The 19,491-nt window shown below is 74.0% G+C and carries 20 protein-coding genes; 5 read left to right on the top strand and 15 right to left on the bottom strand.

All coding sequences use genetic code 11. The features are described from left to right. Positions 1-99 precede the first annotated feature (99 nt). Positions 100-426 (top strand): WhiB family transcriptional regulator, encoded by a 327-nt coding sequence (locus ACFV04_RS03915; RefSeq protein WP_380341270.1) that lies wholly within the window; start codon positions 100-102, stop codon positions 424-426. A gap of 100 nt (positions 427-526) precedes the next feature. Here ACFV04_RS03915 and ACFV04_RS03910 read toward each other — a convergent pair whose 3' ends face one another. The 3 genes from ACFV04_RS03910 to groES all read right to left on the bottom strand — a co-directional run bounded on the left by ACFV04_RS03910 (position 527) and on the right by groES (position 3,740). Further along, entirely contained in the window at positions 527-1,525 is a 999-nt protein-coding gene (locus tag ACFV04_RS03910; RefSeq protein WP_360254710.1) for a LysR family transcriptional regulator, read from the bottom strand. A gap of 145 nt (positions 1,526-1,670) precedes the next feature. Then, positions 1,671-3,299 carry a chaperonin GroEL gene (groL, locus tag ACFV04_RS03905; protein WP_360209031.1) on the bottom strand — a complete coding sequence of 543 codons (1,629 nt, stop codon included), beginning with the start codon at positions 3,297-3,299 and terminating at the stop codon, positions 1,671-1,673. A gap of 135 nt (positions 3,300-3,434) precedes the next feature. Next, entirely contained in the window at positions 3,435-3,740 is a 306-nt protein-coding gene (gene groES / locus ACFV04_RS03900; RefSeq protein WP_014136232.1) for a co-chaperone GroES, read from the bottom strand. A 248-nt stretch (positions 3,741-3,988) separates the two neighbouring features. Between groES and ACFV04_RS03895 the strand changes: the two genes are divergently transcribed. Both ACFV04_RS03895 and ACFV04_RS03890 read left to right on the top strand, forming a co-directional pair. After that, the gene (locus ACFV04_RS03895) at positions 3,989-4,312 is read left to right on the top strand and encodes a hypothetical protein (protein WP_380526607.1); all 324 of its coding nucleotides are present in this window, start codon (positions 3,989-3,991) and stop codon (positions 4,310-4,312) included. A 17-nt stretch (positions 4,313-4,329) separates the two neighbouring features. Beyond that, positions 4,330-5,508, top strand: coding sequence for a methyltransferase domain-containing protein (locus ACFV04_RS03890; RefSeq protein WP_380341276.1), 1,179 nt, complete (start codon positions 4,330-4,332; stop codon positions 5,506-5,508). A gap of 19 nt (positions 5,509-5,527) precedes the next feature. On the opposite strand, the gene ACFV04_RS03885 is transcribed toward ACFV04_RS03890, so the two are convergent. The 5 genes from ACFV04_RS03885 to tsaB form a co-directional block, all read right to left on the bottom strand. Next, the gene (locus ACFV04_RS03885; RefSeq protein ID WP_380341279.1) at positions 5,528-6,427 is read right to left on the bottom strand and encodes a polysaccharide deacetylase family protein; all 900 of its coding nucleotides are present in this window, start codon (positions 6,425-6,427) and stop codon (positions 5,528-5,530) included. Positions 6,428-6,501: 74 nt separating this feature from the next. Next, positions 6,502-6,768 carry a hypothetical protein gene (locus ACFV04_RS03880; protein WP_360254702.1) on the bottom strand — a complete coding sequence of 89 codons (267 nt, stop codon included), beginning with the start codon at positions 6,766-6,768 and terminating at the stop codon, positions 6,502-6,504. Continuing rightward, positions 6,765-7,871: a tRNA (adenosine(37)-N6)-threonylcarbamoyltransferase complex transferase subunit TsaD gene (tsaD, locus tag ACFV04_RS03875; protein ID WP_360254700.1), complete on the bottom strand. Its 1,107-nt coding sequence runs from the start codon at positions 7,869-7,871 to the stop codon at positions 6,765-6,767. Before tsaD ends, ACFV04_RS03880 begins: the two co-directional genes overlap by 4 nt. Beyond that, a complete protein-coding gene (gene rimI / locus ACFV04_RS03870; protein WP_360254837.1) occupies positions 7,864-8,352 on the bottom strand; it encodes a ribosomal protein S18-alanine N-acetyltransferase in 489 nt (162 codons plus the stop codon). The genes tsaD and rimI overlap by 8 nt, the downstream gene beginning before the upstream one ends. A gap of 23 nt (positions 8,353-8,375) precedes the next feature. Further along, positions 8,376-9,032: a tRNA (adenosine(37)-N6)-threonylcarbamoyltransferase complex dimerization subunit type 1 TsaB gene (gene tsaB, locus ACFV04_RS03865; RefSeq protein WP_380341282.1), complete on the bottom strand. Its 657-nt coding sequence runs from the start codon at positions 9,030-9,032 to the stop codon at positions 8,376-8,378. 152 nt (positions 9,033-9,184) lie between these two features. Here tsaB and ACFV04_RS03860 point away from each other — a divergent pair, with 152 nt between their 5' ends. Continuing rightward, positions 9,185-9,763: a hypothetical protein gene (locus tag ACFV04_RS03860; protein ID WP_360254835.1), complete on the top strand. Its 579-nt coding sequence runs from the start codon at positions 9,185-9,187 to the stop codon at positions 9,761-9,763. Between the two features lie 7 nt (positions 9,764-9,770). Here ACFV04_RS03860 and ACFV04_RS03855 read toward each other — a convergent pair whose 3' ends face one another. The 6 genes from ACFV04_RS03855 to glmS form a co-directional block, all read right to left on the bottom strand. After that, positions 9,771-9,965 carry a hypothetical protein gene (locus ACFV04_RS03855; RefSeq protein ID WP_360254696.1) on the bottom strand — a complete coding sequence of 65 codons (195 nt, stop codon included), beginning with the start codon at positions 9,963-9,965 and terminating at the stop codon, positions 9,771-9,773. Positions 9,966-10,075: 110 nt separating this feature from the next. Next, a complete protein-coding gene (tsaE, locus tag ACFV04_RS03850; protein WP_360254694.1) occupies positions 10,076-10,582 on the bottom strand; it encodes a tRNA (adenosine(37)-N6)-threonylcarbamoyltransferase complex ATPase subunit type 1 TsaE in 507 nt (168 codons plus the stop codon). 108 nt (positions 10,583-10,690) lie between these two features. Next, the gene (locus tag ACFV04_RS03845) at positions 10,691-11,959 is read right to left on the bottom strand and encodes an alpha/beta fold hydrolase (protein ID WP_380341285.1); all 1,269 of its coding nucleotides are present in this window, start codon (positions 11,957-11,959) and stop codon (positions 10,691-10,693) included. Beyond that, positions 11,956-13,155, bottom strand: a complete 1,200-nt coding sequence (alr, locus tag ACFV04_RS03840; RefSeq protein WP_380341288.1) for an alanine racemase — start codon at positions 13,153-13,155, stop codon at positions 11,956-11,958. Before alr ends, ACFV04_RS03845 begins: the two co-directional genes overlap by 4 nt. Positions 13,156-13,307: 152 nt before the next feature. After that, a complete protein-coding gene (locus tag ACFV04_RS03835; RefSeq protein ID WP_380526602.1) occupies positions 13,308-14,783 on the bottom strand; it encodes an NAD(P)H-hydrate dehydratase in 1,476 nt (491 codons plus the stop codon). Positions 14,784-14,897: 114 nt separating this feature from the next. Then, a complete protein-coding gene (gene glmS, locus ACFV04_RS03830) occupies positions 14,898-16,754 on the bottom strand; it encodes a glutamine--fructose-6-phosphate transaminase (isomerizing) (RefSeq protein ID WP_360254686.1) in 1,857 nt (618 codons plus the stop codon). 99 nt (positions 16,755-16,853) lie between these two features. On the opposite strand from glmS, the gene coaA reads away from it, so the two are divergent. Then, positions 16,854-17,849, top strand: a complete 996-nt coding sequence (coaA, locus tag ACFV04_RS03825) for a type I pantothenate kinase (RefSeq protein ID WP_360254684.1) — start codon at positions 16,854-16,856, stop codon at positions 17,847-17,849. A gap of 125 nt (positions 17,850-17,974) precedes the next feature. On the opposite strand, the gene glmM is transcribed toward coaA, so the two are convergent. Next, a complete protein-coding gene (glmM, locus tag ACFV04_RS03820; protein WP_380526600.1) occupies positions 17,975-19,339 on the bottom strand; it encodes a phosphoglucosamine mutase in 1,365 nt (454 codons plus the stop codon). Positions 19,340-19,491 lie beyond the last annotated feature (152 nt).

The following is a 19,491-nucleotide window of genomic DNA, read 5'->3' as shown; positions in this document are numbered from 1 at the left end:
CAGGTGTCCACACCAGTGCATCGAAGCCCCGCCGTGCCGCTCGGCAGCAGCCCGCCGAACGCCCGGCCGACGGCCGACAGCCTCTGAAGGGAATGAGCCATGGCAGATTTCTCCCGCCTCCCCGGTCCCAACGCGGACCTCTGGGACTGGCAGCTCTCCGCAGCCTGCCGTGGCGTGGACAGCTCGCTCTTCTTCCACCCCGAGGGCGAGCGAGGGGCCGCGCGCAGTTCGCGCGAGGCCAGCGCCAAGGAGGTCTGCATGCGCTGCCCGGTGATCGCCGAGTGCGCGGCGCACGCACTGGCGGTCCGCGAGCCGTACGGGGTCTGGGGCGGGATGACCGAGGACGAGCGCGAGGAGATGCTGGGGCGCTCGCGGCACCGGCTGGTGGAGGTCCCACTGACCCCGCCGGCGGTCGCGCGGCACTAGACCCGCCTCCACGACGCGCCGTGAAGAAACGTTTCTGCGCGGCGCCACAGCCCCGTCGCGGCCGATCAGGGCCCCCGCCGCCGAGCCCCGTCACCCACCGTCAGCGGGCGGCCGCCGTCCCCGCCAGCCGCTCCAGCATCAGGGCCACGGCCGGCACCTCGGCCAGGTCCGCCAGGGTCAGCGCGACCACCTGGCGCACCGCCGGCGCCCCCGAGGCCGTCCGTACCGGCACCGTCGACACGCCGTCAGGACGCACCGACTGCAGCGCCAGCCGGGGCAGCACCGCCACCCCCAGCCCGGCCGCCACCAGGCCGACCACCGCCGGGTAGTCGTCGGTCGCGAAGTCGATCCGGGGCTCGAAGCCCGCCCCCGCGCAGAGCTCCACCAGGTGGCCCCGGCACTGCGGGCAGCCCGCGATCCACTGCTCCCCCGCCAGCTCGCCCAGCCCCACCGGCCCGCCCCGCCCGGCCAGCGGGTGGGCGGCCGGCAGCAGGCCCACCAGCGGGTCGTCCAGCAGCGGCGTGACCACCAGATCGGACCAGTCCGTTCCGGCGGTCAGCTGCTGGGCCTCCAGGTTCGCCTCGGCCCGCGCCTCCCGCGGCGTGCCGTGCGCGGGCGCCGGCAGCAGAGCGGCGCCGTCGGACTGCGGGTAGCGGAAGGCCAGCGCGATCTCGCACTCACCGCCGCGCAGCATCGCCAGCGACTCCGGCGGCTCCGCCTCGACCAGCGACACGCGCACCCCCGGATGGCTGTCCCGCAGGCGGGCGACGGCGGGCGGCACCAGGGTGGAACTCGCGGTCGGGAAGGACACCAGCCGCACCCGGCCGGCCCGCAGCCCGGCGATCGCGGCCACCTCCTCCTCGGCGGCGGAGAGCCCGGCCAGGATCCCGGTGGCATGCTTGAGCAGGACCCGTCCGGCCTCGCTGAGCTGCATCCCGCGGCCCGAGCGGACCACCAGCGGGGTGTCCACGGACTTCTCCAGCGCCTTCATCTGCTGGCTGATGGCGGGCTGGGTGCACCCCAGCTCGCGGGCGGCGGCGGAGAAGGAGCCGGTGCGGGCGACGGCACGCAGGACGCGCAGGTGGCGGGCCTCGATCATGCCTTAGTTATAAGGCAATCTTTGCGTTCTGCAAAATTCTGCTGATAGTCGAAGGGTCGACGGCTACAGCGACCGCGACGGCCGGAGGCCCGGCCCGCCACCCCTCGCGGGGTGCGGACCGGGCCTCCGGTCAGTGGCTCGGGCCTCAGTGCGAGTGGCCGTGACCGCCGTGGGAGTGACCGTTGTCGGCCTCCTCCTCCTTCTTCTCCACCACGAGGGTCTCGGTGGTGAGCAGCAGGGAGGCGATCGAGGCCGCGTTCTCCAGGGCGGAGCGGGTGACCTTGACCGGGTCGATGACGCCGGCCTTCAGCAGGTCGCCGTACTCGCCGGTGGCCGCGTTGTAGCCGTGGCCGGTCTCCAGCTCGGCGACCTTGTGGGTGATGACGTAGCCCTCGAGGCCGGCGTTCTGGGCGATCCAGCGCAGCGGCTCGTGCAGCGCCTTGCGGACGACCGCGACACCGGTCGCCTCGTCGCCCGACAGGCCCAGGCCGTCCTCCAACACCTTGGCGGCGTGGACCAGGGAGGCGCCACCGCCGGCGACGATGCCCTCCTCGACCGCGGCGCGGGTCGCCGAGATGGCGTCCTCCAGGCGGTGCTTGCGCTCCTTCAGCTCCACCTCGGTGGCGGCGCCGACCTTGATGACGCAGACGCCGCCGGCCAGCTTGGCCAGGCGCTCCTGCAGCTTCTCGCGGTCCCAGTCGGAGTCGGTGGCGGCGATCTCACCCTTGATCTGGGCGACGCGGCCGGCCACGGCCTCGGCGTCACCGGCACCGTCGACGACGGTGGTCTCGTCCTTGGTGATGGTCACGCGGCGGGCGGTGCCCAGCACGTCCAGGCCGACCTGGTCGAGCTTGAGGCCGACCTCCTCGGAGATGACCGTGCCGCCGGTCAGGGTGGCCAGGTCGCCGAGGATCGCCTTGCGGCGGTCGCCGAAGCCCGGGGCCTTGACGGCGACGGCGTTGAAGGTGCCACGGATCTTGTTCACGACCAGGGTCGACAGCGCCTCGCCGTCGACGTCCTCGGCGATGATCAGCAGCGGCTTGGAGGCACCGCCCTGCAGGATCTTCTCCAGCAGCGGCAGCAGCTCCTGGATGGAGGAGATCTTGCCCTGGTTGATCAGGATGTAGGGGTCCTCCAGGACCGCTTCCTGACGCTCCGCGTCGGTGACGAAGTACGGCGACAGGTAGCCCTTGTCGAACTGCATGCCCTCGGTGAAGTCCAGCTCCACGCCGAAGGTGTTCGACTCCTCGACGGTGATGACACCGTCCTTGCCGACCTTGTCGATCGCCTCGGCGATCAGCTCGCCGACCTGGGTGTCCTGCGCGGAGAGGGACGCGACGGCGGCGACGTCGTCCTTGCCCTCGATCTCGCGGGCGACGGACAGCAGGTGCTCGGAGACGGCGGCGACGGCCTTGTCGATGCCCTTCTTCAGGGCAGCCGGGCCGGCACCGGCGGCGACGTTGCGCAGACCCTCGTTGACCAGGGCCTGGGCCAGCACGGTGGCGGTGGTGGTGCCGTCACCCGCGACGTCGTTGGTCTTGGTGGCGACCTCCTTGACGAGCTGCGCGCCAAGGTTCTCGTACGGGTCGTCCAGCTCGACCTCACGGGCGATGGTGACACCGTCGTTGGTGATGGTCGGGGCGCCGAACTTCTTGTCGATGACGACGTTGCGGCCCTTGGGGCCGATGGTCACCTTGACGGTGTCGGCCAGCTTGTTGACACCGCGCTCCAGCGAGCGGCGGGCGTCCTCGTCGAACTGCAGGATCTTCGCCATGTTCCCTATTCCCTCGGGGCTGCGGCCGGCCCACCGGCCGCCGAACTACGTGAACCAACAACCACGCCCCGGGCCCCTGTCACTTGGGACACGGATCCGGGGCGGGTCGGAACGACTTACTTCTCGATGCTGCGTTTACTTCTCGATGATGGCGAGAACGTCACGAGCCGAGAGGACGAGGTACTCCTCGCCCTGGTACTTCACCTCGGTGCCGCCGTACTTCGAGTACAGGACGATGTCACCGACGGCGACGTCGAGCGGCAGACGCTGGCCGTCCTCGAAGCGGCCCGGGCCGACGGCCAGGACGACGCCCTCCTGGGGCTTCTCCTTGGCGGTGTCCGGGATAACCAGGCCGGAGGCCGTGGTGGTCTCGGCGTCGAGCGGCTGGACCACGATGCGGTCCTCGAGCGGCTTGATGGCAACCTTGCTGCTGGTGGTCACGTCCGAGCTCCCCTTCGGAGATTACGGGGTTTTCTAACGGGTAGGGCGAGCCTGCGAGCCTGCCGTCGCGGGGGTCAGGCACGCGTCTTCGCGTTAGCACTCCCCCGGTGGGGAGTGCCAAGGACGACCATAGGCCCGTGTTAGCACTCAGTCAACCAGAGTGCCAACGACGCGCCCCGGAAGATCCTGACGACGGATGAGTACCCGTACTCATGTGCGCCCGTGACCGGGGTCGACACACTCGTGCCATGCCCGACACCCCGGTTCGCATCGGCCCGACCCGCACCGCCGACGTCCTGTGGTCCGCAGTCCTCCTGCCGGTCCTCGGGGCGATCCCGGCGCTCGCGCACCTCGTGACCGTCGCGATCCTCTTCGCCTGCGCGGACGGCGGGAAGGGCGTGGAGGTGGTCGCCCTGCTGGGCGTGCTCGTCGGCGTGGCGGTCAGCCTCGGGGTGCCGCTGTCCGTCGCGTTCCGCACCCGGCGCGCCGGTTACCGGGTCCTGCCGGTCGTCGCCGCCGTCTCCCCGTTCCTGGTGCCGGGCTGGGCCGTGGCGGGCTTCCCCGGCGCCTGACCCGCGAGAATGGCACCGTGGACACCGAGAACCTCCAGCCCCTGCTGACGCCCGAGGGCCAGGCCCTGCTCGCCGAGCTGCGCGAGTTCACCCCCGAGGAGGAGCTGGCGCTGGCCACCCGCTTGCGGCGGGGGCACCCGGCGGAGCTGGTGTCGGCGGCCTTCGGGCAGGCGCGGCTGCGGCAGCGGGCGCGGGCGAAGTTCGGGGCGGACGCCGACCTGATGTACTTCACGCCCAACGGGGTCGAGCAGTCCACCCGGCGCAGCGTGGCCGAGTGGCGGGCCCGGCGGTTCGCCGACCTGGGCGTCCGGCGACTGGCGGACCTGTGCTGCGGCATCGGCGGGGACGTGCTGGCGCTGGCCCGCGCGGGCATCGAGGTGCTGGCCGTCGACAGGGACCCGGCGGCCTGCGCCGCCACCGCCGCGAACGCCGCCGCGCTCGGCCTGTCCGAACTGGTCGAGGTGCGCTGCGCGGACGTCGCCGAGGTGGACGTGACCGGGTACGACGCGGTGTTCACCGACCCGGCCCGACGGACCGCGCGCGGCCGGGTGTTCGACCCGGAGGCGTACGCCCCGCCGCTCTCCTGGGCGATCGAGGCCGGCCGGCGGACCCCGATCGGCGCGCTGAAGGTCGCGCCCGGCATCCCGCACGAGGCCGTCCCGGCGGACGCCGAGGCCGAGTGGGTCTCCGACCACGGCGACGTCAAGGAGGCGGTGCTCTGGTTCGGCACCGGGGCCACCCGCCCGCACCGCGCCACCCTGCTCCCGCAGGGCGCCAGCCTGACCGGCGGCGACCTGCCCGACCCGCCGGCCGGCCCGGTCGGGCGCTACCTGTACGAGCCGGACGGTGCGGTGATCCGGGCCCACCTGGTGGCCGAGGTGGCCGAGCAGGTCGGCGGCCGGCTGATCGACCCGAAGATCGCCTACGTGACCTCGGACGAACTGGTCGCCACCCCGTACGCGCACGCCTTCGAGCTCACCGACGTGCTGCCCTTCCACATCAAGAAGCTGAAGGCGCTGCTGCGCGAGCGCGCGGTCGGCACGGTGGTGATCAAGAAGCGCGGGATGGCGATCACCCCGGAGGAGCTGCGCCGCCAGCTCAAGCCCTCCGGGCCGAACACCGTCACGGTGATCCTCAGCCGCACCGACCACGGCCCGCTGATGATGCTGGGGCAGCCGGTCCGGGCCCAGGGCTAGGGGCAGGGGCTAGGGGCCGTCAGGAGGCGGGGGCCTGGATGTAGTCCTCCAGCCGGGCCACCGAGAAGCCCTGCTCCTGGATCCGGGCCAGCAGGTCGCCGAACATCTGGGTCATCGTGGCGCCCTTGAGCTCCTTGGGGCCGCGGAAGTGCGCCAGGATGATGTCGCCGGGCTTCAGCTTCTTGTCCGCCGCCTGGTACTGCATGTCGTGGATCTGCATCGACTCCCGCCACAGCACGATCGCGCGCGGACCGCACTGCTGCACCGAGGTGTTGAGCGTCGGGGTGTTGGCGCCGTCGCCGAAGGGCGGGCGGAACAGCAGCGGGGCGGTGCCGTACTGCTGGGTGAGCGCCGACTGGTCGTCGCAGACCTCGGACTTCTGCTTGTCCGGGGACAGCTTGCTCATCACCGGGTGGTCCACGGTGTGGTTCTGGATGTGGTTGCCCAGCGCCTGGAGCGGCTTGAAGTAGCCGTAGTCGTTCTTGACGATGTCCTTGGTCAGGAACATCGAGATCGGCACCTTGAGGTCGGTCAGCATCTCGACGAACTTCGGGTCCTTCTCGGCGCCGTCGTCGATGGTGATGAAGACCACCTTGTCGGTCGTCTTCACGTCGCTGAAGACCGGCACCGGGCCGGTCCGTTCGAGCTTGACGGGCTTGTCCGCGGGCGGTGCCGGGGCGGGCGGGAGCGGGGTGAGGTTCCACTTCGCCCAGGCCGCCGCGCCGGCGCCGGCCGGGGTGGCGCCCGGGGTGGTCGGGGCGGCCCCGGCCCCGGTCGTCTGGGGCGCGGCCGACGCCGCCGTGCCGGTGGCGGGGGCGGCGCCGCCCCCGCCGTTGTCGCCGCACGCGGTGGCGAAGGCCAGCAGGGCCAGGGCCCCCGCCGCGTACGTCCTGGTCCTGCTCCGACCGTCCCTGCTCACCGCACCGCACTCCCGGTTCCCGTTCAGCTTTCTATCAGCTGATTCACGGTAGCGGCCGGGGTTGTGGTTCCCGTTCAGGCCTGTTCGACGTGTTCGCTGGTGAAGGACCAGCGGTGCACCGGGCGGCCGAGCAGTTCGGCCGGCGGGTCGGCGACCGGCTGCGGTTCGCCGCTCCACCAGGCGATCAGCAGCACCCGCCCGCCCGGGGCGGAGAACAGTTCGAGGCGTTCCAGCCCGGCCGCGCCGCGGAGCGCGGGCAGCGCCGTTCCCCGTGCCCAGGCGGCGAGTTCGGCCCCGCGGCCGTCCGCCGCCCGGGCCTCCCACATCGCGGCGACGGTCATCCGGCGCCGCCGCCGAGGGCGTCGTAGGCCTGGCCGTGGACGTCCCCGTGCGCGATGCCCGCGGCCGGGACGTGGACCTCGGTCACCGGCAGCGAGGAGTCGGCGGACAGGTCGAATGCGGACGGCGCGCGGTCACGCCAGACCATCTCGGCGCCCAGCGCCGCGACCATCGCACCGTTGTCGGTGCACAGGCCCGGCCGGGGCACCCGCAGCCGGATGCCGGCCCGGTCGCAGCGCTGCTGGGCCATCTCGCGCAGCCGGGAGTTGGCCGCGACGCCGCCGCCGATCATCAGGTGGTCGACGCCGTTGGCCCTGCACGCCTTGACGGCCTTGCGGGTGAGCACGTCCGTGACGGCCTCCTGGAAGGACGCCGCCACGTCGGCGATCGGCACCTCCTCGCCGGCCCGGCGCTTGGCCTCCACCCAGCGGGCGACGGCGGTCTTCAGCCCGGAGAAGGAGAAGTCGTACTCGGGGTCGTTCCGGCCGCTCAGGCCGCGCGGGAAGGCGATCGCCTTGGGGTCGCCCTCGCGGGCCGTCCGGTCGACCACCGGGCCGCCGGGGAAGCCCAGGCCGAGCACCCGGGCGACCTTGTCGAAGGCCTCGCCGGCCGCGTCGTCGATGGTCGCGCCGAGCGGGCGGACGTCGGTGGTGATGTCCTCACTGAGCAGCAGCGAGGAGTGCCCGCCGGACACCAGCAGGGCCATCGTCGGCGAGGGCAGCCGGCCGTGCTCCAGCTGGTCGACGCAGATGTGCGAGGCGAGGTGGTTGACCCCGTACAGCGGCTTGTCCAGCGCCCAGGCGTACGCCTTCGCGGCGCTGACGCCGACCAGCAGCGCGCCGGCCAGGCCGGGGCCGGCGGTGACCGCGATGCCGTCCAGGTCGCTCGCCTTGATCCCGGCGGTGTCCAGGGCGCGCTGGATGGTCGGGACCATCGCCTCCAGGTGGGCGCGGCTGGCGATCTCCGGGACGACGCCGCCGAAGCGGGCGTGGTCGTTGACGCTGGAGGCGACCGCGTCGGCCAGCAGCGTGGTGCCGCGCACGATGCCGACGCCGGTCTCGTCGCAGGAGGTCTCGATGCCGAGGACGAGCGGTTCGTCAGCCATGGGGGGTGTCCTCAATGTCCTTCGGGTCGGTGCTGTCGGTGCTGGGGTGGTCGAGGCGCATCACCAGCGCGTCGACGTTGGCGGGCTGGTAGTAGCCGCGCCGGATGCCCACCGGTTCGAAGCCGTGGCGCTCGTACAGCCGCTGGGCGCGCGGGTTGTCCACCCGCACCTCCAGCAGCAGTTCGGCGCAGCCGCGCCGAGCGGACTCCCGGATCAGGTCGGTGAGCAGGGCCGTGCCGAGGCCGGCGCCCTGGTGGCGGTCGTCGACGGCGATGGTCTGGACGTCGCCCTCGCCGGCGATCGCCATCAGCCCGGCGTAGCCGACGACCGTGCCGTCGGCGGCGGTGGCGACGGTGTAGTGGCGGGTGCCGCCGGCGTGGGCCTCGGCCAGTTCGGACCAGAACATCCCGGTGGACCAGGCGTCCTCGGGGAAGAGCCGCTGCTCCAGCTCCATCACCGGCGCAATGTCCCACCAGCGCATCGGGCGCAGGGTGGTGCCGTGGTTCACGCCGGGAGCACCGCCTTGTAGCCGGCGGGCACCTGGGCGTCCGGGCGGCGCAGGTACAGCGGGACGTTCGGCAGCAGTTCGCGCCCGGCGGCCAGCTCGGCGGCGGCGAAGCCGGCCAGGGCGCCGGCCGACACGTGCTCGGGGCCGTGCGCGCCCGGGAAGGCGTCGGGGTAGAGCAGCGCGCCGGCGCCGACGGAGTGCGGCTGCGGGGTCAGCTCGGCCGGGCGGTCCACGGCGGGGCCCTCGGTGCGGCGGCCCTCGGCGTCGTAGGAGGCCCAGTAGACCTCCTTGCGGCGCGCGTCGGTGGCCACCGTGAACGGCTCGCCGGTCAGGCCCTCGGCGCGGGCCTGGAAGGCGATCGCGTCCAGGGTGCAGACGCCGTGCACCGGCACCCCGAGGGCGTGGCCGAGCGCGGCGGCGGTCACCAGGCCGACCCGCAGGCCGGTGTACGGGCCCGGGCCGACGCCGACGGCGATGCCGGTCAGCCGGTGCTTGTCCGCCCCGGCCGCCCGCAGGACCCGGTCGATCGCGGGCAGCAGCAGTTCGCCGTGGCGCCGGGCGTCGACCTGGTGGGTCTCGGCCAGGACGGCGGTGCCGTCGTGGACGGCGGCGGTGACGGCGGGGGTAGCGGTGTCGAACGCGAGCAGCAGCACGGGTCAAGGTTAGACCGACGCTGGGCCGACCGACTGATCGGCAAGGCGTTCCAACCGGGAACACACATCCGACGCGCTGCGCCCCGGACGGAGGGACCTGGCACGATAAGGCCGTACGTAAAGGACGGCAGCGGGAGCGGCACGTGGCGAAGATGGGTCCTGGAGTGGTGGTCACGGGGCTGACCCTGGGGGCCCTGGCGGTGGTGAGCCTGCTGGCCTTCCAGGCCAACGGCGCCCAGGACCGGGCCGGCGGTGCCAAGCCCACCCCCACCACCACGGCGGTCGGCACCGCCACCGCGACGGCGCCGAGCGCCTCGCCCACCCCGACCGTCCCGCCGCTGCCGGCCACCTCGGGCACCGGCACGCGGGTGGTCTACTCGGTGAGCAGCCACTTCGTCTGGCTGGTCGAGCCGAAGAAGAACCCGCAGGTCACGGCGGCCTTCCCGGTCGCCCCGGGCACGGTCGAGCCGGCCCCCGGCAGCTACGCCGTGTACAGCCGCACCGCGACCGCCACCGGCACGGACGGGCGGCAGATCGAGCACGTGGTGCGCTTCGCGCAGCAGAGCGGCGTGGTGTTCGGCTTCAGCGCGGCGGTGGACGGCTCGACCTCGACGCCGACCGCGACCGCGGACCCGAAGGCCAAGACCGGCGGCATCCGCAGCGGCCGGGCCGACGGGCAGCTGCTCTGGGACTTCGCGCCGAAGGACACCAAGGTGGTCGTGGTCGCCTGAGGCGGCCTCACGCGGCCCGGGGCGTCCTCGTCCCGGGCTCCTCGGCCTGCCTCGGTTCCGGCCCGGGCGGGGTGGACACCGCCTCGGCGGCCGCGCAGGCGGCCAGCAGTGCCCTCATCGGCTCGCCCGGAGCGCGACGGGCGGGCTCTCCGGCCCCGGCGGCGCGGGCGGCGCGCTCCGGGGCGGGGGTGGTGCTCGACATGGCGCCTCCCTAGTTAGGCAGACCTAACCGCAGCACCCATCCCACCACGCCCGGTACCCCGCCCGCAACATCTTGCCGACAGCCTGTCGGCAAGTCGTCGCGACCCGCCGCTACTCCTGTCCCGCCAGCGTCACGAGCGCCACGTCCGCCCAGCGCGGGCCGACACCGGTCAGCAGCACCCGGCGCGGGTCCTGGTCGTCCCCGTCGGCGGTGTCGCCCAGGGCGCGCTCGATCCGGACCTCCAGCCGGTCCTCGGACAGCCGCTCGACCTTGCCCTCGCCCCACTCGACCACGACCACCGACTCCGGCAGCGAGACGTCCAGGTCGAGGTCCTCCATCTCGTCCAGGTCCCCGCCGAGCCGGTACGCGTCCACGTGCACCAGGGCCGGGCCGCCGACCAGCGAGGGGTGCACCCGGGCGATCACGAAGGTCGGCGAGGTCACCGCCCCGCGGACCCGCAGTCCCTCCCCCAGGCCCCGGGTCAGCGTGGTCTTCCCCGCCCCCAGCTCACCGGAGAGCAGCACCAGGTCCCCGGGCCGCAGCAGCGCGGCCAGCTCCCGGCCGAGGCGGCCCATCCGCTCCGGGGTGGGGACGGTGAGAGTGGCGTGCGAGCCCATGCGCGTGTCTTGCCCTTCGGTCCGTACCGGCGCGCCGACCACCGGCCGCCACCGCTACCGTGCCACATCGCCGCCCCCCGGTGCGGCGCACGGGTGCCGGGGCAGGAGTCAGGCGGGGTCGACGGCCGGTTCGCCGGCGCTCTCGGCGGGCGTCCCGGCGGCCGGCTCCCGGGTCAGGTCGAGGACGGCCGCGGGCAGCGGCGCGGCCCCGGCGAAGTCGGCGGCCCGGCGCAGCAGCAGCGCCAGCTCGCGGTCGACCGGTTCGGGGCGCTCCAGCATCACCAGGTGCCCGGCGCCCTCGGCCAGGACCAGCGCGGCGCCCGGCAGCCGCTCGGCCATCGCCTCGCTGTGCGCCGAGGGCGTCAGCAGGTCCTTCGTCCCGGCCAGCACCAGCGCCGGCAGGCCGCGCAGCGCGGCCAGCGCCCCGTACTTCTCGTGCGCGCCGAACACCGGGTAGAACTCGGCGACCACGTCGATCGGGGTGGCGTCGAGCAGCTGCTCCGCGAAGCGCACCACGCCGGGGTCGACGTCCCGGCTCCCGAAGGAGAACTTCCGGTAGAAGACGCCGGCCACGTCGGAGCCCAGCCGCCTGGTCGCCTCCACCAGGTCGACCTGGCGGCCCAGCAGCTTCACCATGCCGGGCGCGACCTTCTTGAACAGCTTCGCCCCGGCCTTCGGCAGGCCGAGGTTCACCTCGTTCCAGTCGCCGGCGAGGGTGCCGATCAGGGCGACCCCGGCGACGCGCTCCCGGAACAGCTCCGGGTGCTGGTCGGCCAGCGCCATCACCGTCATGCCGCCCATCGAGTGGCCCACCAGCACCAGCGGACCGGTCGGCGCGACGGCGTCGATCACCGCCTTGAGGTCCCCGCCCAGCTGGTCGATGCCGGCCGGCTCGCCCGCCAGGTACGAGCGGGAGCGCTCGGAGCGGCCGTGGCTGCGCTGGTCCCAGAAGACCATCCGCACGCCCTCGCGCAGCGCGGCCCGCTGGAAGTGCCAGCTGTCCTGGTTGAGGCAGTAGCCGTGGCAGAACACCACGGTCAGCGGCTCCCGGCCGGACCCGTCGCCGTCGGACTCGGACTCGGACTCGGGCCGGGGGCCGTCCAGCTCCACGTACAGCTCGGTGCCATCGGGCGCGGCCACCCTGCGGGGGCGTCCGCGCAGCGATCCGAACGGGGCGCTCGCGTCCAGCTCGGCCCGGGCCCGGCGGCGCATCGCCCGCCCGACCGTCAGCCGCTCGATCGCCACCCCGGCGGCCGCGCCGGCCGCCAGGACGCCGACCGAGATCCCGATCACGCCCGCCCGGCTCACCCCGGAGGCCGCGCCGGCCGCCTTGGCGACCGCCGCGACCGCTCCGTCCCCGGTCGGCGCGTCGGTCATGCCGACGGGCCCTCGGGGCGGCTGCCGTCCAGGTAGCGGCGGGGCACCCGGGCGCCGATCCGGGTGACGATCTCGTACGAGATGGTGCCGCAGGCGCGGGCCCAGTCCTCGGCGGTCGGCTCGCCGCGCTCGCCGTTGCCGAACAGCAGGGCTTCCTCGCCGACCCCGGGGGCGTCCCCGCCCAGGTCCACGACGAACTGGTCCATCGCCACCCGGCCGGCCACCGTGCGCCACTTGCCGCCGACCAGCACCGGGCCGGTGCCGCTGGCGTGCCGGGGGACGCCGTCGCCGTAGCCGAGCGGGACCAGGCCCAGCGTGGTCGGGCCTGGCGTCGTGTAGTGGTGGCCGTAGCTGACCCCGTGCCCGCCGGGGACCTCCTTGACCAGCGCCAGCCGCGCGGTCAGCGACATCACCGGGCGCAGCCCGAAGTCGGCCGGCGAGCCCACCTCGGGCACCGGCGACAGCCCGTACGCGGCCAGGCCGGTGCGGACCAGGTCGAAGTGCGACTCGGGCAACAGCAGGGCGGCCGGCGAGTTCGCCAGGTGCCGCACCAGGGGGCGCAGGCCGGCCCCCTCGGCCACGGCCAGCGCAGTGCGGTAGGAGTCCAGCTGGGCCTGGATCGACGGGTGTCCGGGCTCGTCGGCGGCCGCGAAGTGCGACCAGACGCCGACCACGGTGAGCAGCCCCTCGGCCTCGGCACGCCGGGCGGCAGCCACCAGCCGGGGCCAGTCCTGCGGCTGGCAGCCGTTGCGGCCGAGGCCGGTGTCGGCCTTGAGGTGCACGCGCGCCGGGATGCCGGTCTCGCGGACGGCCGGCAGCAGTTCGTCCAGCGCCCACTGGCCGCTGACCGAGATGTCCAGGTCGGCGCGGAGCGCCTCGCGCCACGGCCCGCCGGGCGTCCACAGCCAGCACAGGACGCGGGCGTGTTCCGGGCGGATGCCCGCGGCCCGCAGCGCCAGCGCCTCGTCGGGCGTCGCGCAGCCGAGCCAGCCGACCCCGTTGGCGACCGCCTCGCGGGCACACTCGACCGCGCCGTGGCCGTAGGCGTTCGCCTTGACCGCGAGCATCACCGCCGCGCTGCCGACACGCTCGCGCAGCGCCGCGAGGTTGCCCCGCAGCGCGCCGAGATCGATGGTCGCCTCGGCCCGCAGCCCGTCGGTCAGGGTGGCTGAGCCGGTCGTGTTCGCAGTTGTCATCAGGGTCAGTCTCCCAGACGTCCCGGAGTCCTCGCCGAACGGCCCGTCGACGCGGCGGCCGGGGGCGGGACCCGCCCGCCGTGCCGGTCCGCGGCGGACCGTTCGTCACGCCCTCCTCGGACGCCGCCGGCGGAGCGTACGGTTCCGCTCCCTCAGCCCCCCCGGACCGCCCGCCACACCGCGGGCAGCGCCTCCGCGACCGCGAGCGCCGTCACCGGCGCGCCCGGGCCGCCCGCCGCCTCGCGCCCGGCCAGGCCGTGCAGGTAGGCGGCCGCCGAGGCGGCGTCGAGCGGCGACAGGCCCGCCGCCAGCAGCGAGCCGGCCAGGCCGGCCAGGACGTCGCCGCTGCCCGCCGTGGCCAGCCAGGAGGTGCCGGTGGGGTTCACCCGGACGGCGCCGCCCGGGTCGGCGACCACCGTGGTGGAGCCCTTCAGCAGCACCGTCGCACGGTAGGCGGCCGCCAGTCGGCGGGCGGTGGCGAGCCGGGCGGCAGCCAGCTCGTCGGCGGCCGGCGGCGGGGTGCCCTCGGCCCCCGCCAGCAGGCGGGCGGCCTCGCCGGTGTGCGGGGTGAGCAGGGTGGGCGCGGTGCGTCCGGCCAGCGCGTCCGGTCCGAGCCGGGCCAGTTCGGTCAGCCCGTCCGCGTCCACCAGGACCGGGACGTCGCTTGCCAGCGCCTCGGCCAGCGCCTGCCGCGCCCCCTCGCCGCCGCCCGGCCCGACCACCCAGGCCTGCACCCGGCCGGCCCCGGCCGGACCGCCCTCGGTGACCAGCGTCTCCGGGAAGCGCCGCACCACCTCCTCGGCCGCCGTGCCCACGTAGCGGACGGCGCCCGCGCCGCCCCGCTGCGCCCCGGCGACCGCCAGCACCGCCGCCCCCGGGTACGTCACCGAGCCGGCCGCCACCCCGACCACGCCCCGCCGGTACTTGTCGCTCTCCGCGCCGGGCAGCGGCAGCAGCGCCGCCACGTCCGCGTGCTGCGGGGCCGTCACGTCCGCCTCCGGCAGGTCCAGCCCGATCCCGACCAACTGCACGGCGCCCGCGTACGAGGCCCCCGGGTCGACCAGCAATCCGGGCTTGTACGTGCCGAAGCAGACCGTGACGTCCGCGCGCAGCGCAGCGCCCGGCACCTCGCCGGTGTCGGCGTCCACCCCGCTGGGCAGGTCCACCGCGACCACCACGCCGCGCCGCGCGGCCTGCGCGTACGGCTGCGCCCCGGGCCTCAGCCCGCCGCGGCCGCCGATGCCGACGATCCCGTCCAGCACCAGGTCCGCGCGCGAGAACTCGGCCAGGCCGACGTCCCGCTCCGCCGTGACCCGTCCGCCGGCCGCCCGCAGCGCGGCCAGCCCACCCGCGTGCACCCGCTCCGGCGCCGACAGCACGGCCGTCACCCGCGCCCCGCGCCGGGCCAGCGCGGCCCCGGCGTACAGGGCGTCACCCCCGTTGTCCCCGCTGCCCGCGAGCACCACGACCCGGCTCCCGTACACCCGGCCACGACGCCGCGTCAGCAGCCGCGCGCAGGTCGCCGCCAGCCCCGCGGCCGCCCGCTGCATCAGCGTCCCCTCCGGGAGCCGCGCCATCAGCTCCGCCTCGGCGGCCCGGACGGCTTCCACACGGTGGGCATGACGCATGACGGCACTCCTCCAGCGGTCGACTACCGCCGACGCTATCCCGCGGGAAGCACGACGGCGCCCCTGCGGCAGGACGCAGCCGCCGCAGGGACGCCGTGCCGAACGGCCGGGCGGTTACTCGACGGTGACCGACTTCGCCAGGTTGCGCGGCTGGTCGACCTCGTGGCCCTTGGCCGTGGCCAGCTCGCAGGCGAAGACCTGGAGCGGGACCGTGGAGACCAGCGGCTGGAGCAGGGTCGGGGTGACCGGGATGCGGATCAGGTGGTCCGCGTACGGGACGACGGCCTCGTCGCCCTCCTCCGCGATCACGATCGTGCGGGCGCCACGGGCCCGGATCTCCTGGATGTTGGAGACGATCTTGTCGTGCAGGATCGACCGCCCGCGCGGCGAGGGCACGACCACGACGACCGGCAGACCCTCCTCGATCAGCGCGATCGGGCCGTGCTTGAGCTCGCCCGCCGCGAAGCCCTCGGCGTGCATGTACGCCAGCTCCTTGAGCTTGAGCGCGCCCTCCAGGGCCACCGGGAAGCCGACGTGGCGGCCGAGGAACAGCACCGAGCGGGCGTCGGCCAGCGAGCGGGCCAGCTCGCGCACCGGCTCCATGGTCTCCAGGACCTGCTCGACCTGCTTCGGCGCGTCGCCGAGTTCCTTGATGACGGCGAAGATCTCGTCGCCCCACTTGGTGCCGCGCACCTGGCCCAGGTACAGGGCGACCAGGTAGCAGGCGACCAGCTGGGTCAGGAACGCCTTGGTGGACGCGACCGCGACCTCCGGGCCGGCGTGCGTGTACAGCACGGCGTCCGACTCGCGCGGGATGGTGGAGCCGTTGGTGTTGCAGATCGCCAGCACCTTGGCGCCCTGCTCGCGGGCGTGCCGCAGGGCCATCAGGGTGTCCATGGTCTCGCCGGACTGCGAGATGGCGATGACCAGGGTGCCCGGACCCATGATCGGGTCGCGGTAGCGGAACTCGGAGGCGACCTCGACCTCGCAGGGGATGCGGGTCCAGTGCTCGATCGCGTACTTGGCGATCATGCCGGCATGGAAGGCCGTGCCGCAGGCGACGATGACGACCTTGTCGACCGACCGCAGGTCCGCGTCGGAGATCCGCAGCTCGTCGAGGGTGAGCCGGCCGTCGGTGCCGATGCGGCCGAGGAGGGTGTCCGCGACGGCCTTCGGCTGCTCGGCGATCTCCTTGAGCATGAAGTAGTCGTAGCCGCCCTTCTCGGCGGCGGAGGCGTCCCAGTCGACGTGGTACTCGCGCACGTCGGCCGGGGTGCCGTCGAAGTTGGTGACGGTCACGCCCTCGCGGCGCAGCTCGACGACCTGGTCCTGGCCCAGCTCGATCGCCTCGCGGGTGTGCGCGATGAAGGCGGCGACGTCCGAGGCGAGGAAGTTCTCGCCCTCACCGCGGCCGACGACCAGCGGCGAGTTGCGACGGGCGCCCACCACGACGTCCGGCGCGTCGGCGTGCACCGACACGAGGGTGAAGGCGCCCTCCAGCCGGCGGCAGACGATCCGCATGGCCTCGGCGAGGTCGCCCTGGTAGGCCTCGCCCAGCAGGTGGGCGACGACCTCGGTGTCGGTCTCGGACCGGAGGGTGTGGCCGCGCTCGGCGATCTCGGCGCGCAGCTGGGCGAAGTTCTCGATGATGCCGTTGTGCACCACGGCGACCCGCAGGTCGTCGTCCAGGTGCGGGTGGGCGTTGGCGTCCGTCGGGCCGCCGTGGGTGGCCCAGCGGGTGTGGCCGATGCCGGTGGTGCCGCCGGGCAGAGGGGACTCGGCGAGCGACTTCTCCAGGTTGGCGAGCTTCCCGGCCCGCTTGTCGGTGGACAGGCTCCACTGCCCGTCGGAGTCCTGGACCTGCACCGCGACACCGGCCGAGTCGTAACCCCGGTACTCAAGGCGCTGCAGGCCTGCGATTACTACGTCGAGGGCGGACTGCGCGCCCACGTATCCAACAATTCCGCACATGCGTGCCAGCATAAGGGCGGTTCTGTGGCCGTTTTCCCGCCTCGCGCCAACGCTGCGTGACCGACACCACAACCACCGTGAACGCCGCTACGGCTCACAATGGAGCATGTGCTGACCGAACTCTGTACGCGGGGCGCTGCCACGGCCGGCCCGTCCCCGTCCCCCTACGTGGACCTCAGCCGGGCCGAGTGGAGCGCGCTGCGCGAGCGTACGCCGCTGCCGCTGACCGCCGAGGAGGTGGAGCAGCTGCGCGGCCTCGGCACCGCCCTCGACCTCGACGAGGTGCGTGACGTCTACCTGCCGCTGTCGCGGCTGCTGAACCTGTACATCCACGCCACGCACGAACTGCGCGGCACCCTGGGCACCTTCCTGGACACCCCGGACACCGAGCGCACCCGGACGCCGTTCATCATCGGCGTGGCCGGCTCGGTCGCCGTCGGGAAGTCGACCACCGCGCGCCTGCTCCAGGCGCTGCTGGCGCGCTGGCCCGAGCACCCCCGGGTCGAGCTGGTCACCACCGACGGCTTCCTGCTCCCCAACGCCGAGCTGCGCCGCCGCGGTCTGATGGCCCGCAAGGGCTTCCCCGAGTCGTACGACCGCCGGGCGCTGACGCGCTTCGTGGCGGACGTGAAGGCGGGCAAGGAGAGCGTCAGCGCTCCGGTCTACTCGCACCTGGTGTACGACATCGTGCCGGACGAGCGGCTGACCGTGGAGCGCCCGGACATCCTGATCGTCGAGGGCCTGAACGTGCTCCAGCCGGCCCTGCCCGGCACGGACGGCCGCACCCGCCTCGCGGTGGCCGACTACTTCGACTTCTCGATCTACGTCGACGCCCGGACCGACGACATCGAGCACTGGTACCTGGACCGCTTCCGCAAGCTGCGGCAGACGGCCTTCCAGGACCCGAACTCCTACTTCCGCCGCTTCACCGAGGTGCCGGAGGAGGAGGCGATGGAGTACGGCCGCCAGGTCTGGCGCACCATCAACAAGCCCAACCTGCTGGAGAACGTGCTGCCGACCCGCGGCCGGGCCACCCTGATCCTGCAGAAGGGCCAGGACCACAAGGTCCGCCGGGCGCTGCTGCGCAAGCTCTGAGCCCCGCGGACGGCCCGCGGACGGCCCGCGCCGGCCCGACCGGCCCCGACGAACACCCCGGCACACGCCGGAAGGCCCCCACCGGAAACCCGGTGGGGGCCTTCTGCGCGGCGGAACGGACGGGCTCAGCCCAGGTGGGTGCGCACGGCCTCGGCGAGCCGCTGCGCGACCGCCTCGGCCTGCGCCGGGTCGGCGGCCTCGACCATCACCCGGACCAGCGGCTCGGTGCCCGACGGGCGCAGCAGCACCCGGCCGGTGGAGCCCAGCTCGGTCTCGGCGGCGGAGAGCGCGGCGGCCAGCTCGGGGCTGCTGTGCACCCGGGACTTGTCGACGCCCTTGACGTTGATCAGGACCTGCGGCAGCCGGGTCATCACCGCGGCCAGGTCGGCCAGCGGCTGCTTGGTGGCGGCCAGTCGGGCGCCCAGCATCAGGCCGGTCAGGGTGCCGTCGCCGGTGGTGGCGTGGTCCAGCATGATGACGTGGCCGGACTGCTCGCCGCCCAGCGCGAAGCCGTGCTCCTTCATGGCCTCCAGCACGTAGCGGTCGCCGACGGCGGTCTCCACCAGCTCGACGCCCTCGCGCTCCATCGCCAGCTTGAAGCCGAGGTTGGACATGACGGTGGCCACCGCGGTGTTGCCGCGCAGGGTGCCGGCCTCCTTCATGGCGACCGCGAGGATGGCGATGATCTGGTCGCCGTCGACCTCGTCGCCCTCGGCGTCGGCGGCCAGGCAGCGGTCGGCGTCGCCGTCCAGCGCGATGCCGAGGTCGGCCTTGTACTCCTTCATCGCGGTGCGCAGCCGGTCCAGGTGGGTGGAGCCGACGCCGTCGTTGATGTTGAGGCCGGTGGGCTCGGCCCCCAGGGTGTGGACGACCTCGGCGCCGGCCCGGGCGAAGGCCTCGGGGGCGACGTAGGCGGCCGCGCCGTGGGCGCCGTCGATGACGACCTTGACGCCGTCCAGGCGGTTGGGCAGCACGCCGATCAGGTGGGCGACGTACTTGTCGAAGCCCTCGGTGTACTCGCGGACCCGGCCGACGGCCGCACCGGTCGGACGGTTCCAGTCCTCCTCGCCGAGCGTGTGCTTGCGGTAGTGGGACTCGATCGCGTCCTCGATCCGGTCGTCCAGCTTGTGGCCGCCGCGGGCGAGGAACTTGATGCCGTTGTCCGGCATGGCGTTGTGGCTGGCGGACAGCATCACGCCGAAGTCGGCGCCGAGCGCGCCGGTGAGGTACGCCACGGCCGGGGTGGGCAGGACGCCGACCCGCAGGACGTCGACCCCGGCGCTCGCCAGACCGGCGATGACGGCGGCCTCCAGGAACTCCCCGGAGGCGCGCGGGTCACGGCCGACCACCGCGACCGGCCGGTGGCCGTCGAAGGCACCGGCCTCGCCGAGCACGTGCGCCGCGGCGACGGACAGCCCGAGCGCGAGCTCCGCCGTCAGTCCCTCGTTGGCCACCCCGCGTACGCCGTCCGTACCGAAGAGTCGTCCCACTGTCCGTCCTCCATCACCACTGCTCGGAACCAACCGATGATCCCGGCCGCCGCACAGTAGCCGGGGAACACGTCGCCCCGGAGTACGCGTGGTACTCCGGGGCGACGGTTTCGCGCATCCAGGGGGTGCGCCGCGAGGACGGACCGCACCCC

This window comes from Kitasatospora sp. NPDC059599, assembly GCF_042735125.1.
Lineage (GTDB): Bacteria > Actinomycetota > Actinomycetes > Streptomycetales > Streptomycetaceae > Kitasatospora.
This window is presented reverse-complemented; position numbering and strand designations above follow the sequence as displayed.

Bases quoted from the DNA above. Each gene is read 5' to 3' on its own strand.
- ACFV04_RS03835 (WP_380526602.1), bottom strand. From the start codon at position 14,783: ATGCGTCATGCCCACCGTGTGGAAGCCGTCCGGGCCGCCGAGGCGGAG.
- tsaE (WP_360254694.1), bottom strand. From the start codon at position 10,582: ATGGGCTCGCACGCCACTCTCACCGTCCCCACCCCGGAGCGGATGGGC.
- ACFV04_RS03855 (WP_360254696.1), bottom strand. From the start codon at position 9,965: ATGTCGAGCACCACCCCCGCCCCGGAGCGCGCCGCCCGCGCCGCCGGG.
- alr (WP_380341288.1), bottom strand. From the start codon at position 13,155: ATGACAACTGCGAACACGACCGGCTCAGCCACCCTGACCGACGGGCTG.
- rimI (WP_360254837.1), bottom strand. From the start codon at position 8,352: ATGCGCTGGTGGGACATTGCGCCGGTGATGGAGCTGGAGCAGCGGCTC.
- ACFV04_RS03915 (WP_380341270.1), top strand. From the start codon at position 100: ATGGCAGATTTCTCCCGCCTCCCCGGTCCCAACGCGGACCTCTGGGAC.
- ACFV04_RS03895 (WP_380526607.1), top strand. From the start codon at position 3,989: ATGCCCGACACCCCGGTTCGCATCGGCCCGACCCGCACCGCCGACGTC.
- glmS (WP_360254686.1), bottom strand. From the start codon at position 16,754: ATGTGCGGAATTGTTGGATACGTGGGCGCGCAGTCCGCCCTCGACGTA.
- ACFV04_RS03860 (WP_360254835.1), top strand. From the start codon at position 9,185: ATGGGTCCTGGAGTGGTGGTCACGGGGCTGACCCTGGGGGCCCTGGCG.
- ACFV04_RS03880 (WP_360254702.1), bottom strand. From the start codon at position 6,768: ATGACCGTCGCCGCGATGTGGGAGGCCCGGGCGGCGGACGGCCGCGGG.
- ACFV04_RS03845 (WP_380341285.1), bottom strand. From the start codon at position 11,959: ATGACCGACGCGCCGACCGGGGACGGAGCGGTCGCGGCGGTCGCCAAG.
- coaA (WP_360254684.1), top strand. From the start codon at position 16,854: ATGGAGCATGTGCTGACCGAACTCTGTACGCGGGGCGCTGCCACGGCC.
- ACFV04_RS03910 (WP_360254710.1), bottom strand. From the start codon at position 1,525: ATGATCGAGGCCCGCCACCTGCGCGTCCTGCGTGCCGTCGCCCGCACC.
- groL (WP_360209031.1), bottom strand. From the start codon at position 3,299: ATGGCGAAGATCCTGCAGTTCGACGAGGACGCCCGCCGCTCGCTGGAG.
- tsaD (WP_360254700.1), bottom strand. From the start codon at position 7,871: ATGGCTGACGAACCGCTCGTCCTCGGCATCGAGACCTCCTGCGACGAG.